Origin of the sequence: [Actinomadura] parvosata subsp. kistnae, from assembly GCF_900323885.1 — a bacterium.
GTDB lineage: Bacteria > Actinomycetota > Actinomycetes > Streptosporangiales > Streptosporangiaceae > Nonomuraea > Nonomuraea composti.
The window spans coordinates 1-14,340 of record NZ_OOHJ01000024.1; the positions used below are offsets into that span (position 1 = coordinate 1).

18 protein-coding genes and 1 pseudogene are annotated in these 14,340 nt (G+C 66.4%); 2 read left to right on the forward strand and 17 right to left on the reverse strand.

Translation table 11 applies throughout. The annotated features are described in order from the left end of the window. The 5 genes from KIS93_RS53865 to KIS93_RS53885 all read right to left on the reverse strand — a co-directional run. On the reverse strand, positions 1 to 812 hold an 812-nt coding region (locus tag KIS93_RS53865; RefSeq protein WP_186404992.1), incomplete at its 3' end, for a hypothetical protein. Positions 813 to 890: 78 nt separating this feature from the next. After that, the gene (locus tag KIS93_RS53870) at positions 891 to 1,223 is read right to left on the reverse strand and encodes a hypothetical protein (protein WP_080038943.1); all 333 of its coding nucleotides are present in this window, start codon (positions 1,221 to 1,223) and stop codon (positions 891 to 893) included. 1,008 nt (positions 1,224 to 2,231) lie between these two features. Beyond that, a complete protein-coding gene (locus KIS93_RS53875) occupies positions 2,232 to 2,522 on the reverse strand; it encodes a hypothetical protein (RefSeq protein ID WP_080038944.1) in 291 nt (96 codons plus the stop codon). Next, positions 2,519 to 2,920 carry a hypothetical protein gene (locus KIS93_RS53880; protein WP_155127329.1) on the reverse strand — a complete coding sequence of 134 codons (402 nt, stop codon included), beginning with the start codon at positions 2,918 to 2,920 and terminating at the stop codon, positions 2,519 to 2,521. Before KIS93_RS53880 ends, KIS93_RS53875 begins: the two co-directional genes overlap by 4 nt. Positions 2,921 to 3,081: 161 nt before the next feature. Then, on the reverse strand, positions 3,082 to 3,540 hold the full coding sequence (locus tag KIS93_RS53885) for a hypothetical protein (protein WP_080038946.1): 459 nt from the start codon (positions 3,538 to 3,540) through the stop codon (positions 3,082 to 3,084). Positions 3,541 to 3,663: 123 nt separating this feature from the next. On the opposite strand from KIS93_RS53885, the gene KIS93_RS53890 reads away from it, so the two are divergent. Further along, the gene (locus KIS93_RS53890; protein ID WP_080038947.1) at positions 3,664 to 4,113 is read left to right on the forward strand and encodes a hypothetical protein; all 450 of its coding nucleotides are present in this window, start codon (positions 3,664 to 3,666) and stop codon (positions 4,111 to 4,113) included. A 982-nt stretch (positions 4,114 to 5,095) separates the two neighbouring features. Here KIS93_RS53890 and KIS93_RS53895 read toward each other — a convergent pair. From KIS93_RS53895 to KIS93_RS53920, 6 genes are all read right to left on the reverse strand, one after another. Next, entirely contained in the window at positions 5,096 to 6,043 is a 948-nt protein-coding gene (locus tag KIS93_RS53895; protein WP_186404993.1) for a YqaJ viral recombinase family protein, read from the reverse strand. Continuing rightward, positions 6,037 to 6,408, reverse strand: coding sequence for a hypothetical protein (locus KIS93_RS53900; RefSeq protein ID WP_186404994.1), 372 nt, complete (start codon positions 6,406 to 6,408; stop codon positions 6,037 to 6,039). The genes KIS93_RS53895 and KIS93_RS53900 overlap by 7 nt, the downstream gene beginning before the upstream one ends. 53 nt (positions 6,409 to 6,461) lie before the next feature. Beyond that, positions 6,462 to 6,668 (reverse strand): hypothetical protein, encoded by a 207-nt coding sequence (locus tag KIS93_RS53905; protein ID WP_080038949.1) that lies wholly within the window; start codon positions 6,666 to 6,668, stop codon positions 6,462 to 6,464. Positions 6,669 to 6,770: 102 nt separating this feature from the next. Further along, positions 6,771 to 6,956: a hypothetical protein gene (locus KIS93_RS53910; RefSeq protein ID WP_080038950.1), complete on the reverse strand. Its 186-nt coding sequence runs from the start codon at positions 6,954 to 6,956 to the stop codon at positions 6,771 to 6,773. Further along, positions 6,953 to 7,117 (reverse strand): helix-turn-helix domain-containing protein, encoded by a 165-nt coding sequence (locus KIS93_RS53915; protein ID WP_155127335.1) that lies wholly within the window; start codon positions 7,115 to 7,117, stop codon positions 6,953 to 6,955. The genes KIS93_RS53910 and KIS93_RS53915 overlap by 4 nt, the downstream gene beginning before the upstream one ends. A gap of 296 nt (positions 7,118 to 7,413) precedes the next feature. Continuing rightward, on the reverse strand, positions 7,414 to 7,947 hold the full coding sequence (locus KIS93_RS53920) for a helix-turn-helix domain-containing protein (RefSeq protein WP_080038951.1): 534 nt from the start codon (positions 7,945 to 7,947) through the stop codon (positions 7,414 to 7,416). A gap of 248 nt (positions 7,948 to 8,195) precedes the next feature. Here KIS93_RS53920 and KIS93_RS53925 point away from each other — a divergent pair, with 248 nt between their 5' ends. Next, the gene (locus KIS93_RS53925; protein ID WP_080038952.1) at positions 8,196 to 8,726 is read left to right on the forward strand and encodes a helix-turn-helix domain-containing protein; all 531 of its coding nucleotides are present in this window, start codon (positions 8,196 to 8,198) and stop codon (positions 8,724 to 8,726) included. Position 8,727: 1 nt separating this feature from the next. On the opposite strand, the gene KIS93_RS53930 is transcribed toward KIS93_RS53925, so the two are convergent. The 6 genes and pseudogenes from KIS93_RS53930 to KIS93_RS53955 all read right to left on the reverse strand — a co-directional run bounded on the left by KIS93_RS53930 (position 8,728) and on the right by KIS93_RS53955 (position 14,244). Beyond that, positions 8,728 to 9,288: a helix-turn-helix transcriptional regulator gene (locus KIS93_RS53930; protein WP_155127338.1), complete on the reverse strand. Its 561-nt coding sequence runs from the start codon at positions 9,286 to 9,288 to the stop codon at positions 8,728 to 8,730. Beyond that, on the reverse strand, positions 9,285 to 9,668 hold the full coding sequence (locus KIS93_RS53935; RefSeq protein WP_080038954.1) for a hypothetical protein: 384 nt from the start codon (positions 9,666 to 9,668) through the stop codon (positions 9,285 to 9,287). The genes KIS93_RS53930 and KIS93_RS53935 overlap by 4 nt, the downstream gene beginning before the upstream one ends. Before the next feature lie 1,351 nt (positions 9,669 to 11,019). After that, a pseudogene (locus KIS93_RS68580) lies at positions 11,020 to 12,142 on the reverse strand (IS630 family transposase). Between the two features lie 93 nt (positions 12,143 to 12,235). After that, positions 12,236 to 12,475: a DUF397 domain-containing protein gene (locus tag KIS93_RS66690; protein ID WP_329607725.1), complete on the reverse strand. Its 240-nt coding sequence runs from the start codon at positions 12,473 to 12,475 to the stop codon at positions 12,236 to 12,238. Further along, positions 12,438 to 13,307, reverse strand: coding sequence for a helix-turn-helix domain-containing protein (locus tag KIS93_RS53950; RefSeq protein ID WP_080038957.1), 870 nt, complete (start codon positions 13,305 to 13,307; stop codon positions 12,438 to 12,440). Before KIS93_RS53950 ends, KIS93_RS66690 begins: the two co-directional genes overlap by 38 nt. Positions 13,308 to 13,536: 229 nt before the next feature. Beyond that, entirely contained in the window at positions 13,537 to 14,244 is a 708-nt protein-coding gene (locus KIS93_RS53955) for a hypothetical protein (protein WP_155127344.1), read from the reverse strand. Between the last annotated feature and the right edge of the window lie 96 nt (positions 14,245 to 14,340).

Consider the following 14,340-nt stretch of genomic DNA (forward strand, 5'->3'; position numbering starts at 1 on the left):
GGGATGCCGCCGTTCGGGGTGTCCCAGCCCACGCTCCACGCCCACTTCGCGCGCTTGAGCCGGGGGCGGCCGAGCCGCTGCCGCTGGAGGGTGAGCTGCACCTGGTGGGTGTCGCCCTCGGGCATCTTCACCCAGCCGAGTACCGGCCCGTCCACCGTCTCGTAGCTGTACCGCTTCGGGCCGAACAGTGCCTGGACCAGGTCGAGGCTGATGGAGCCGTGCATCCACCACGGGTCGTTCCGGGACCACGAGTCCTCGCGTGCCCACCACTGCCAGCGGATCGCCCAGTCATCGACGGATACGTTGATGACCCGGGAGTCGTAGCCCTCCGGGATCAAGCGGCGCTGCAGCCACGTGCCGAACGCCTCGGTGTGGAGGTAGAGCGCACCGAACGGCCACACCCGCAGGTGACAGGACACAGCGTGGTCCGTCCCAGCCGCGCCGATCATGATCCCGGCGGAGAACACGCCGAACGTCTTGCCGACGACGATCTCGCCGCCGAGCGTGCCGGTCGGCTGGCCGGGCCACTGGCCGGGCCCCCATGTGCTCGCGCCCAGCTCGCGCATCGCCTGGACGAACCCGGCTCGGTACAGCTTGTTCGTATACGGCTGGCCGACGTCGAAGCGCGCCGGGGGCAAATTGCCCTGCGGGTCGGGGCGGACGCCACACCGGTCGCAGGTCACCCAGCGGGCAGCGTCGGCGCCGGGCGGGGTGGGCCCGTATCCGTCGACGACTGGTTTGTGGCCGCGAAGCCGGCACCAGAGCATGAGCCGGGGCAGGTCGTGGAGCCAGATGCCGCGGTGGACGAGCACGCCGCGTGGGCGGCCGTCTCGCTTGAGGTAGTCGATCGAGTGCCACTACATGATCAGTTCTCCGAGGGGTGAGAGGTGTCAGGCGCGAGGCGGCCAGTGCCAGGTGCCGGGTTGGTCGCCCTCGATGCTGCTGGTGACCCAGTAGGTGTCGTTGCCGTCTAGGTGGACCTGGAGGTTGACGTCGGTGGCGCCGCTGTAGGTGCGCACGATCATCGCGGGGAAGGCGTTGCCCGCCATGACGCGGGTGCCGACGTGCGCGACGTGGCCGTCCCTGCCCGCTTGGCCAGGCAGTACGGGAGTGCGGCTCCGCTGGAACGCCTCGTAGTCGTCGCGGCGCCGGTTGATGTCGTCGGCGTCTTCGTCGGTGAGCTGGTAGTGGACGATGCGGCCGAGGGACGGCACGGCGCTCATGCGGGGCTCCTGCGCTGGTTAAGGGCATACGAAAGGCCCTGGACCGGGGAGTATCCAGGGCCTAGCTCGTGATCAAGAATCTGGGACGTGATCGTCTCGGGGGGTACCCGAGGTATCAGGACGGTCGCGTTCGTGCGGGAGGGACGCTCTCAGCGCGTCGCTTGAAGCGTGCACGCGGGAGGAAACCTCGCGTACCTACACGAATCCTAGACTGATCATGAGGGTACACACGGTTGTCAAGCCCTTGCAAGCCGCGTGCTCACTGTGGACCAGCGCCGACGCCCTCCAGCAACTATGACTTCCTTCGTGCCACAACGATGGCAGCACTCAAGCTAGCTGGAGAGGACGACATCACGATCGCGAACATGATGTGACCGCGTACGGCTAAGTGGTTGCGCGACGGCCGCAATCATAAGCTCGCGGGAAGTTGGATATTACTAAAGCTGGGACCACTTGCAATCTCGCCGCAAATAAACAAACTGTACTATGAGATAGTCGGCGGGAAAATGCGGCCCTGATTTGCTAAGCTAGGATTACAGACGAAGCGGCCCCGCTCTCAGTGTTGCAGCCGAGGAACGGGACCGTTCGCCTACCTCGCGGGGGCTCGGCTAGCTGAGCCCCCGCACTCTGAGGTACAGATCAACCGAAGCCAGCAGTAGCTGCAGTAAAGCCAACAGCATCAGCACAGCTCGGTCGTCCGACCCCTCGGGGTCCATGCCTTGCATCTCCTGCATGAGACTTTCCTCTCGTTGATCGGCCTCTATCTGAGGCGGCCGAACATCGCTCGGCCGCCTCGCGACAGCGGCCCGCGTTTAGAGAGTCGCTAGGCAATGACTAGGGCATCGTATCGCGATGATTACCGCTATTTCTCGGATTCATGCCATACGTCGAGGGTTCTTATATGAACCCCGAGATAGCGGATAATGGAACATATTCGCTGGTGAATGGCCCCCGCGGCTCATAGAAGAGCCGTGCGGTAGTTTGGGACGTGCAGCACGGTGCAGCCGGTCAGTCCTGAAAGCGTTCCCGATACTCCAGCTCGGCCGCTCGCCAGATCATCTCGTCGTCGAAGCCAATCACTGTCCGGTCGCGGACGAGACGCAACCTGCGATCAGCCGACACGTCTCCGGGCAGTTGGCCGGCGACGAGTTGGTTCAGTTCGGGGCCAGCGACCTCGTACAGGGCGGCGGCCTCCGGGGCGCGGGTCTGCAAGACCGCCGCGATACTTTCGGGGGTGGTGTCGGGCCAGCGGGTGCGGGCGCGCTCCACCACCGCGGCGTACAGCCGGGCGTCGCTCACCGAACCGCCTGCAGCGCGTCGCGGAGCGGCTCGACGGCGTCGTAGCCGAGCTCGATTGAGTTGTACGGCCAGGTGCCTTCGGCGCGATCGGTCAGATAGGCCGGCCCGGACAGGGTGACCCGCTGGCCGTCCGAGGTGGCCGGGTAGTCGCCGGCTGGCATGGGGTGGTCGCCGGTGATCTGGCGACCACCCCGCAGCCACGCGGAGTATCCCGAGTGGGGCTGGCCGACGATCTGGTTGAGCGCGGCCAGCACGCACGACACGTCCTCAGCCGGGATGGACCAGGTGGCCGCCGTGTTCGTAAGGCGCTCCTTCGGGGCGGTGAGGTAGAACGACTCGCTTCGCGTCTCGACGCGGTACGGCCCCATCTCGGGGGTTGGCTCCTGGATCGCGCCCATGGTGGCCTCTCTTTCGGCGAGCGAAACTGCGTGTGGCCAGCATGCCGGACATCAGAAGGCATGGCGAAGCGGTCCCGGGACTGTCCGGCGTCGGGACAAGGCGACGCGATAGAAGACATTATCGTGAGTTATTGAAAGATCGTTCATGTACGCAAAGCAAGTCATTCACCCGGTCGTCGCGGATCACGCCACGGCTTCCACTCCCCCATCTCCCGCGCAACATACCTGGACATTTCGGGCAGCAAATTCCGGAGCGCATCCTCCGCAGGCGACCGAATCACCGGCCTCTCCCCCGACCTATCCACTACAACATCCGGAGCTATACTCGGCGTCAACTTCGCCAGGGTCCAGCCCAGTCGAGCAGCCTTCGTCACCAACTCATCGACCTCGGCGGCCGTCATCGACGCGTCCTCTGCGCCTGCCTGAGCCAACCCTTCCTCCACGCTCTCCCGCGCCTGCTCCACCTCAGCGAGCTCCACCGCCACGCCGGCGGCCTCGAAGCGCTTCGCCCGACCCATCGCCGCCGCCAACGGACGGCGCAACGCCACAACCGCCACCACCACAGCCACAGGCCAGGCGAGAGAGCCCACGAGAGACGCCACAAGCTGGAAACCCGACATGACAGCGAATCGCAGGTTAACAACAGATCGTTACCGGGCAGCGTGAGGCACAGCTGCATACATTGGGGCCGCCGAGCATCTCGCCGAACCGATTACGCCGCCGCCTCTGCGGTCAAATAGGGCATGGACTTCAATTTGCTGGCCTCCCTCAACCAGGTTGTTGGCGCCATGTCCCTCGTCGCCACCGTCTTCTTCGGCCTAGTTGCCATCCGCGTGGGACGGATCACAAAGCAACGCCTCGCTGAAGCTGAAGAAGACCCTGCCGAAGTGCTCCGTCGACGCGCCGACCACGCCACCACCGCACTCACCGAAGCAGTTTCACTCATGAACGAACTACAGCGCGAGGTCGCCACCCGGAAGTTCCAACTCCTCGACGCCACCGCAGAGGCCGACAAAGCCGCCAAGTTCCTAAATGCCAACGAGGAGTTACGCGACCTTCTCCGCCAAGGTGCGGTACAGGAAACGAAAAGCTCCATCCGCGCCCAACAACGCCTCCAGTGGAGGTTCGTCCTCATCACGGCAGGAATCTCCCTGCCGATCGGCTACTTCATCAACCTCATCAGCCCACCCTGACCGCCGGCAACCGTCGCCCGGCCCACAACCCCACCGAGACGTCGGCGCCCGCACGGCCGAGGCCGGCCACGCGAACGGCGACGCTCCCACTCCGCCGCCCACACATACATCAGCCGTCGCTTCCCGCCAGCGGTCCGCGCATGACCACGACCGGCCGAATTCCTGCATGTCAGGACATGTCCATAACTTGGTAGAAGCGTGGTTCCCGCAAGCTACTCGTTGGTAATTTCTGTATTCTCGCGCGATCATGCGCACGGAAGGGCAGACTGGAACAGTGAAAGGCTGCGGGAGGCACAGGCTCCGGTCCCGCGAAAGAGGAATAACCGGGTTCTAACGGAAAGGCTCACTGAGTCCCATATCGGGAGCGCCACGAGGCCACGTCGTGTGTGCATACACACGATCAGAGCGACATCGTCGAATGGAGCCGACGACACCGGCCGCGTGGAGCTACTGACGTGGGAGACCACAGTGAAGCTCCAAGACCTCAGCCAGTTCCTCACCGAGTTGCGTCAGCTCATTGAGCAGATCGTCCTCACTCTTGCATCTGTCATCGGAGCCATTGGACTCCTGGGCCCCGTGGCGATCCTCACATTCGCCGGCCTGGTCGCGCTGTGGCGCCGCCACGTTGGTCACCGGAGCGGCAAGCGTACTCCCGGATTGCACCGCCGGGAGCGCATCTCCCGCTCCACCACCAGCAGACGATCCAGACGCACCAGTCGCCGGCCACGCCGACCCAACATCGTCGTCGGCCGGCCAGCCCCATCCAGAGGAAACCATCCCTCCCCCACCCACCGCCGAACCGACCCCACCGACACCCCACACCGGCCCGCAGCCTCAACAAGATCAACCCACACACCACCAGCATGACCCAAGACGGCGACGGCAACTCCAGGGGCCCGTGCGGCCGGCTGGCGGGGGGTGGGGGCGGTGTGCTTGCCGATGCGGGCGTTCATCTCCTCGATCAGATCGGGCAGATTGTCGCTCACGCAGCCTCCTCCGTGGTGTCGTCAGGAAGATCGGGCGACGGCACCTGATCAAGCTTGTTGTCGGGCTTCACGTACGGCAGGCCCTTGCTGGACAACTGACGCAGCGCGTAGTCGTAGCCGCCGTGCATGGCGCGGCGGGCCGTGCCCATGAACGCGCCGACCTTGGACAGTGCCAACCGCTTGCGGCTCTCTGCCGCGTCCATGCCGAGGACGGCCGCATGGAGCTCAGCCGCCAGTGCGGCGGGCAACTGCACGGTGGCGTCGCGGTCGATCTGGGGATGCAGCTTGCGCACCGTGGCGTATGTGGCCGGGTGGTCGTCGAACTCGGGCATCTCGTCCCAGAACAGGCTGGCCAGGAAGTCCTCGGCGGCGTCCCGCAACAACTGCGCCTCGACCGGGTCGTATTCGACCACGTACTCCTGGAACGACAGGCGGTCATCCAGCAGCACGAACCGCCAGCGCGGCACGCCGAACACGTCCATGTACCACATGACCTGCACCCGGTAGTAGACCGGAACCTCAGCCGTTCCCGGGCGGCCCCAGCCGGACCCGTACGCGTCAGCGTCCGTCTTGATCTCGACGCCTTCGACCAGCACGCCGTCCTGGAAGCACAGGCCGTCCGGGCTGCCCAGCTGGTAGTCGCGGTCGACGTGCACGTACGTGCCGCCTCGCCGCACCTGGAACTCGGGGTGCTGGTCCTTGTACCAGGCGAGGATGCCGGGCTCCAGGTAGTGGCCCCGGCTCTGCGCGGCGGTGGACGGCTCCGGCGGGACGAGCCCCTTTTGCAGAACCCACTCCGAGTACGGCGACGACCATGGTGACTTTCCGATCACCGCGGCGATCGACGATCCGCCAAGCCGGCCGCGCCGGATCTTGCGTCCGCGTCGGCTGTCGGGGCGGTACCGGCCCAGACGGCGGGCGGTTCCCGCCGTCTGGGTCAGCACGTCCGCTCCTGGCCGCGCCTCGGACCTGGCTGCTCCAGGCTGAACGGGCCGTAGTAGCGGTGCGCCTGGGTCAACTGGAGGTTGCCCGGGTACCAGGCGCCGAACTCCGACTTCAGCGCGACGTAGCCGTCCTCGCATGCGTGGCCATCGGCGGTGCACTCGCGGCAGTCGATCTCGACGGCCTCCCACCGCTTGCCGTTGCGGTCGCGCCACACATCCTCCGGTAAGGGCGGCCACTCGGCCGCGGTCACCAGCCTGTGCCGGACGCCGTCGTTGTCCGTCCGGAAGTAGGAGTCGGCGCCGAACTGGCCGGGACGTCCGACGCCGAACCGGGCCGGGTCCTTCGGGTCAACGACGACGATCACGCCACGCCGGACAATCTCGACTTCGTCACCCTTGCGATAGATGGGGTAGTCCGTCACCGGCCCGCCTCTCTTTCCAGGCGGAGCTTGCCGGGCGTCTTGAGCCGGAAGGGTCCGTAGAGCTCGTCCACCCTCTTGAGCTCCTCTTCGCCCTCGAAACGGGCGCCGAATTCGGAGGTGAGAGCAATGCCGCATTCGCCAACTTCGGGGGTGTGGGCCAGCCAATCCTTCCCGGCCCCGTCCATCCAGATGTCACCCTGCACGGGCGGCCATTCGACGGTGGGGATCAGCCTCGTCCGTGGAGTCGATGCAGCCCTCGTAGGTGACGCGGACGCGGTCGCCGACGCGGTACAGCACGCTGCCCATCAGCTCCTCCCCTGCTCGCCGCCGTGGGCGGCGTCCTCCCACGGCGCCTGCCGCACAGCGGGGACCGGGCCGGGGTGCGGCCACGATGCCAGCCGGACCGCCGGGCGGTCGTCATGCAAGGCTCCGAGCCATTCCAGGTGCGCGGCGAGGCCGTCGTCGCCCGACAGCACAGGCCGGCCGATCACGTCGTCCCCTCCGGCTTCCTCGCCTCGACCTCGTCGGAGCGGTAGAGCCAGCGGCCGTCGTTCTGCCGGTGCGGGCACAGGCCGGTGAGAGCGAGGCGGCGCAGGTGGCGGACGGTGATGCCGAGTGCGGCGACGGCTTCGGCGCGGGTGAGGAAGGTCATTGCGTCGCTCCGCAGGAGCCGGGGCGGCGGCGGTGAGGCGCTCCAGCAGGACAGCGCGGAGCGTGTCGCTGACGAGGGCTGAGACGCCTCGCGTCGTGAGACCCTGCTCGTACATGGCAAGCAGCTGCTCGGGAGGCAGAGCGCGGGCCCGAGCCTTCATGTGTTCGGCGAGATCCGGGCCGGGGGTCGGAGCGGGGCCGCTCGCGCGGCCCCGCTCCCGACGCGCTTCGGCTACACGGTCGCCCTGAGGGGCGGTGCACTCCTGTGGGCGCGACTCTTGTGTGCTAGCGGGTGCGCTAGCGTTGATAGTGGTGGTCGTCATCGTGGTGCTCACTTTCGGGGACGGCGGAGGCGGGGGTAGACGCGGGCGCCGCGGTCTTGGACGGGATGGTCAGCCGGTGGGTCAGGTGCTCCACGACGGCACCTGCGGGGATGCGAATGGCGCGGGCGTGGATGCGGAAGGAGGCGATCACCTGATCGCGCACGAGCGCCTGGACCGTGCCAGCGCTGACGCGCAGAACGTCGGCGGCTTCGGTGACCGTCAGGAGGTTCAGCTCGGCCAGCTCATCGAGGGTGACGGGCTTTTCGGCCTGGAGCTTGGCGAGGATCGTGCGACAAGGCCAGCGCAGGGTGGCGCAGACCGATCTGCCGTCGCCTGCGGTGGCGCCGCTGGGCGCGGGAGGGTCGAGGAGGACAAGACCGGCGCGGACGAGGATGGTCAGCAGGTCTGCGGGAATTGCGCCGTTGGACTCGCGGATCGCTCGCTGCGCTGCTGCGCGTACTGCTACAAGGTCCGCTCTGCTATTGATGCGATCCCGGTTCCTAATCATGTGACCACCCCCATCCCTCTTGTCGATCTTGTTTGAACATGATCGATACACAAGACGACGCTAGGGGGTCCGTGTAACCCCGTCAATGATTTTACGTACACGTATTCACACAATTCACACGTATCCCTAGCGGCGTGTGGATTGTGCCGCCTTGTGTCGTTGCGGGGTAGGTACATCGGCACACGACTTGATACGGTGACGCCACATGCGCAAAAAGCGCAGTGAGGCGGATGAAGGAGACAGCAGCCGTGGCAGCCACGAGCACACGCGGCGACGACACGACGCCCTACAAGGCCGAGGGCGCCTTCCTCAAGCGAAAGCGCCTCAGCCTGCTGAACCTCACTCCCCCGGAAGTCGCCCGGCGCATCTCCACCCTCACCGGCGGCAAGTTCAACCGCAACACCCTCGACCACTGGGAAAGCGGCCGCCGCCTGCCTGACGACCAGCACCTCGTCCTCTTGGCCGTCGTCTACGGCAATATCGACCCCGCAGAGATCATCGAGGTCTTCAACCGGCCTTTCGCCGCCGAACTACTGGAAACCGCCCAGTCCCAAGGCGTCGAAACACTGCTGGCCCCCGCCAACCCTCTGAGCCGGCCAGCACCTCCTGAAGAGGCCAACCCGATCATCCAACGCCAGCAACGCCAGATCGCACAGATCCGGGCCAGCAAGGACTTCACCGACACCCAGAAGGAGCGCATGATCGCCGCCCTGCTGCGGCACTACGAAACCACTGCTGACATGGTCGACGCCCAGCTCGGACTGGACACCTCGACCTGAGCTACGAGTCAGTCACTCTCGACAGCCAGCCGACGCGCACCGCGTGCAGCGCGAGCTGAAAACGCGTCTCGGCGCCGGCTCGCTCCATGAGCAGTTGAATACGCCGAATTACTGTGCGCTTGGAGATGCTGAGGGTGAGGGCGATCTGCTGCTCCGTCGCGCCCCGGGCTAGGTGCCGCAAGATCGTGACCTCCTGCTCGGTCGGCCGGTCGTCGTCGGATCCGTTATTCCGCCAAGGCGTCTTGCACGGCAGAGCTCGTTCCCAGTGCACCTCGAACGTCGCCACCAGCGCATCCATGATCACGCCCGGGTGCACGAGCAGCACAGGCAGGGTGGTACCCGGCGATTGCGGAACCAAAGCCCGGTCACGGTCTCCGATGATCAACTTGAACGGGAGCCTGTCAATCACGCGGACTTCGCATCCGCTCTTCGCAGAATGCTGAGCGGCCTCGACCGCAGCTTCATCCTTGAAGGCAGCCTCCTCGATCAGGATGCGGCACTGCGGATGATCATCCAGTCCCGCCATCCGGTCGCTCGTGACGTTGACGTAGGGGGCGGTCACGAACACAGCAGTTCGTGGCGGGTCGTCTGTTCGATGTGGCTGAACGTCTTACGAACATGCTCAGCATCCGTCACCACCTCCACCGGCACCTGCGCCGTGCGGTGCCGGTCGTTGGCCTGGTAGAGCGATTCAAGCTCAGCTATCAACGCCTCTGTCGCGTTCATGGCCTGCTGGCGTTCCAGCAGCCGGCCCGCAAGAGCCACACCGGGCCGGGCAGCGGTGAGCAGGTCTTCCCCGTAGACCAGCCCACCGGCGCGTAACTCCTTGATGATGGCGCTCTCGGCCGGGCTGTCGAAGCTGTCCACACGCAACGGGCCTTCGCGGAGCAATGCCCGGTACAGCACTTCGGCTTCTTCTCCGAGGCCGAGAATCTGAAACATCGCCTTCCCCGTGTGGCCGGGGCCCCGGCGGGCCGGAGCCTGTTCTACTTCATGCCTGTCCGATCAACTGCAACCTCTCGCGCGTGCAACCGGCCCATGCGGTAGGCCCGGTACGCAGCAGCCGCACGCTTCTGCACGGGATAGAGCCGGATGGCCAGCAGGGTGAGTGGCACCCCCACGGTGACCGCCCAACCTGCCAGAAGCATCAGCTCGTCCGCCCCGCACTCGCCCCTGCAGAACACGGTGGCCACGCCCACCAACCAGCACGAGGCCGCCGCAATGGTGCATCGCAGCCACTCCTGGTCCCACCGGGGCGGCGCTTCGCTCCCCAGGCGCATAGAGGGTCACCAGCCGCCCATGTGCGCCTGGAGGTCGGCGGGCACTTCGTTCGGCTTGGCGTAGGTGACACTGTCGCTGGTGATGGTGGAATGCGTGGTGACCGTCGTGATCGTCACCGAGCCGTTGGCATTGACGACTCTGGTGTACGTGGTGCTGGTCGTCGTCGCCGGCCTGCCCGGAGTTGCCGTGGCCGTCGATGTCGGCGCGCCGGGCTGATCGTCGGCTCCTGTGATGCGGACGCCGTGCTCGTGGCGGCCGGCGCCGGAGCCGGCACATCATCGCCATAGGCCGCGGTCGCCGAGGCGACCAGTAGGGCCGCGCTGGCGGCGGCGAGCAGGGTCCGGGTTGTGCGGGAAAGTCGAGGCAGCATGGCCGTGCCCTCTTTCGGGTCGGGAATCGTGAGAGAGGCGAGGGGACTGCCGACGTGCGCGAGGGCGGCACGTCAGCGGCTCTTGATCATCGCCCGTGGAGGGATATGCAAATAGCTCACGCCTCCCCTTGTCCAGCCTTTCCGGCGGCACGTTCCATCCATGGCACAAAAGTGCCAAATGAGACGCTACCAAAACAGTGTGTAATGAATGCAGATAGTGAAGAAAAATAACATCCACGCCACGGGCATGACTGTGGAATTCAGACATGACACAGTGTGGTGCTTCAAAGCTCAACCGAACCCGACAAGGACTGAGGACCATGACCGGATCCACGAGCGCACTCGCAGCCGCGCTCGGCGCGTTCCTGCTCGCTGCGGCAGGTGAACCACCCCTGCCCATGATTGCCGCCTCGATCACGATCATGGCCTACTGCGCCAGCGCTTTCAGCAGGCGCATCTTGTCCTCACCCGCACGTCCGGCGCTGCCCGCCGACGTCGCCTACGAGGCCAGCCTCCGTGACGAACTCACCGCCGGATACCGCGACGCTCGAACGTGGCACGCTTGCAGGGCCGCAAGAGTGCGGCCCTGGAGCAGAGACTAGTGCTGTGACCGGAAATGATCACCGGGTTGGGTGAGGGGGGTCAGGCTGCCGGTGCGAGGGGCCGGCCGCCCCAGCGGATGCCCTTCTCGCTGCGGATCCGGGCGCGTTCGCGGCGTTGAGCGGCCAGAACGTCGGGATGGCGGGCGTTGGCGTTGCGCCAGCGCAGATAGGCGTGCAGGGCCCGGGTTTGGACGGTGTGGTTCGGGTGGTCGGAGTTGGCCAGGGTGAACTGGCGCAGCGGCCCGAAGTGGGCCTCGATCGGGTTGGCCCAGGAGGCGTAGGTCGGCGTGAACAGCAGCCTGACCTTGTGTTTCTTGGCCCAGGTGCGGATGCGCCAGTTCTTGTGCGCCGACAGGTTGTCCAGGATCACGTAGATCGGTGCGCCGTCCGGCCGGGCGGCCCGGATCGATTTCAGGGCGGCCCAGGTGTAGTCGATTGCCCTTGCGCGCCCGGTTGACGCCCCACAGCAGGTCGTCCCCGACGGAGTAGCAGCCGTGGAAGTACCGCACGCCCTGGGTGCGGCGGTAGGTGGCCGGCAACCGGTCCGGCTCACCAGCGGGTGACCAGCCCGTCCCGGCGGTGGGACGGATGCCGAGCGGGCCGAACTCGTCGAAGGCGAAGGTGCGCTCGGGGCGGCGGGTGAGGGCGTACTCGATCTCCTCCAGCTTGGCGTCGAAGTCCGCATCGGGCGAGTCCTTCCAGGTCTTGGTGCGCTGGAAGGTGATCCCGCGCCGATGCAGCAGGGTGCGTAACGCCTCCCGGCCCAGGGTGATGGCCCGGCCGGGCAGGCGGCGCAGATAGTGCACAAGCTTGCGGATGGACCAGCGGGTGAACGGCTGGCCGAGCTTGGTCGGGCGGGTGGTGGCCGTCGCCGCGATGAACTCTTCGTCGTCAGGACTCATCAGGCGGGGACGGCCTCCCGCCCACTGAGGGTCCAGGCAGGCCAGCCCGATCTCGTTGAACCGGTGGATGACGTCCCGCACGGTGTCCTCGTCGGCCTGCACCAGGCGCGCGATCACCGGGACGGTGTTGCCGCCCGCCGAGGCCAGCAGGATCATCGCCCGCCGGTAACGCACCGTGCTCATCGTGCCGCGCCGTACGATGCGCTGCAGCTTCTGCCCCTCTTGGTCCGAGAGCCTGCGGACCTTGACCGGTTGCGTCACCGGGCCTCCCGACTGCTGAACGAACGTGATCAGCTCATCCAACCGGCAACACCGTCCTACGCGCCAACCCGGTGATCGTTTCTGGTCACAGCACTAGGCGGACATCGACACTGGAAGATCGAAGCGGCTGCTCGTGCGGACGCCGGCGAGGAACACCCTCCACTCGTGTGGCGCGAAGCGGTTCACCGGCCCGGCCAGATCGGGACCGTCACCGGTAGGCGACGAGCCCACCACCTCCACCCGGCCATCCGACAGCCGCACCCACACGCAACCCCCCGACTCCGACTGCGCAGCCTTACGCCACGCCTCCGTCAAGTACTCCCTGGTCGGCACGCACAAACTCCTCGCGGATCGAATCAATGAGATCGGCTGACACCTCAGGTGTCAGCGCCACGTCGGCCAGGTGCTCGAAGCGTCGCTCGTACGCTTCAACCCCTGACCCGAGGTCCACAATCTCATTCGGTCCGCCCTCCAGGAACAGCCCGGTCGGCAGGTCGGGCATGCAGAACAGCACGAACGAACAGCTCATCCCGGCGTGCGCGCCAACGGAACGCGGCACCACCCGGACCGACACGGTCGGCCAGCGGCCGACCTCGAGAAGCCGGGCAAGCTGCTCGGCCATCACCGCCGCTCCGCCCACCGGCCGATGGAGCGCGTCCTCGCTCAGAATCACATCGAGGGCCAGCGGATCGTCAGCGGTCAAGATCCATTGCCGGGCGATTCGCGCCTTCGCGCGCAACTGCACGAGGTCGGCCGACTCCCATGGCCGATCAGCAGCGACCACGTTCTGCGCGTACTCCAGGGTCTGCAGCAGGCCGGGCACCGTCTGCGCCTGCCAGTAGCGCAGACGGTGCGCTTCGGTCTCGTACACCACGTAGTCGCCGAGGACCTTGTTGTAGGGCTTCCACCATGCGGTCTTGCGGGCGTCGGTGATGAGCTGAAGGCATCGTGCCGTGGTGGGTTGATCGGCGCCGTACACCTGGAGCGCGTCCCGTACATAACCGGGCGTTACCAGCGAGTGTCCGTTCTCGACGTTGGACACCTTGCCGCGTGAGCAATGCAACTGGCGGGCGACCTCGTCGAGTTTCAAGCCGCGGGTGGTGCGCAGGTCCCGCAGTTCACGTCCGAGCATGGCCAGGCGGAGTGGCGGGCTGATGCGCTGCATGCGGAGATTGTGGCCAATCCGCCGGTGCCTGGGCTACGTCTTGAGCTGATTTGTGATCAGGAAATCCGATATGACTGTCAACACCAACCGCTTGTGAAACGTCGTCTCACGTTCTTCTCTCCATGGCAAAGTCCCAGCGTCGGAACGCCGGGGCTTTGATGAACAACTCACCAATCGCGACCCTACGGCGCGGCGGTGTCGTTCACAATGCCTTGGACAGTGCGAAGGCTCAAGCCGGTGATCTCGTGATCCGGTTCCGTGTCACCAGGCTCTTGTTCTCTGCGCCGGGCACCCCCTCGGGAGGCGCCGCAGCCGCGCGGATGGCTGCATGCAGCCGCTTCGTCGGTTCCGCCATGGCGCGTGCGTACGCCTCTTCCGCGGCCCGCTTGGCCTCGGCATAGGCGTCGGCCACCGCCTGCAGGTCTCGCTCCGCCTCCACGCGCTGCTCTGCCGGGGGGAGCCGCCCGGAGTGTCGCCTCACCATGGTCAGCATGGTAGTCCTCCTGTGGTTCTCCGTGATCTCCGCGACCTGGCGGTGGTACTCCTGGTCGGTCCACAGACTGGAACACCCGCCCAGTCTCAGATCACACTCGATGTACGTCTCCCCCGCGACCCGGGCGAGCGCTCGCAGGTCGCAGGACGGGCACGGCCCCGTCAGGTAGTCCACCTGCACCTGCCATGGCGCGAGCCCGTGCGCGGTTCTGCGCAGGCCGGCCAACTCGTCGCACATGTCCGCGATCCACGGACGACCAGCGGGCCACGTCAGGTCCCGGGCCAGCCACAGCGCGAGGGCGGTGACGGACATGCGGCTCGGATACTCGAGGCCGCGTTGCTGGGCGATGAGCCATGCCCAGGACTTCAGGATGTGCTGGATGTGCGCGACGTGATCGAGAACGTTCAGCCGGACCGGCACTGGCGCGTCCCGCGAGCCGGACACCTTCGGCCCTCCCTCGCTGCCGGGGGCAACGTGGAACGACAGCCACCGCTCAAGAGTGGGGGTGACTCTGACGTCGCGCTCCAGCCGGGTCTGGCA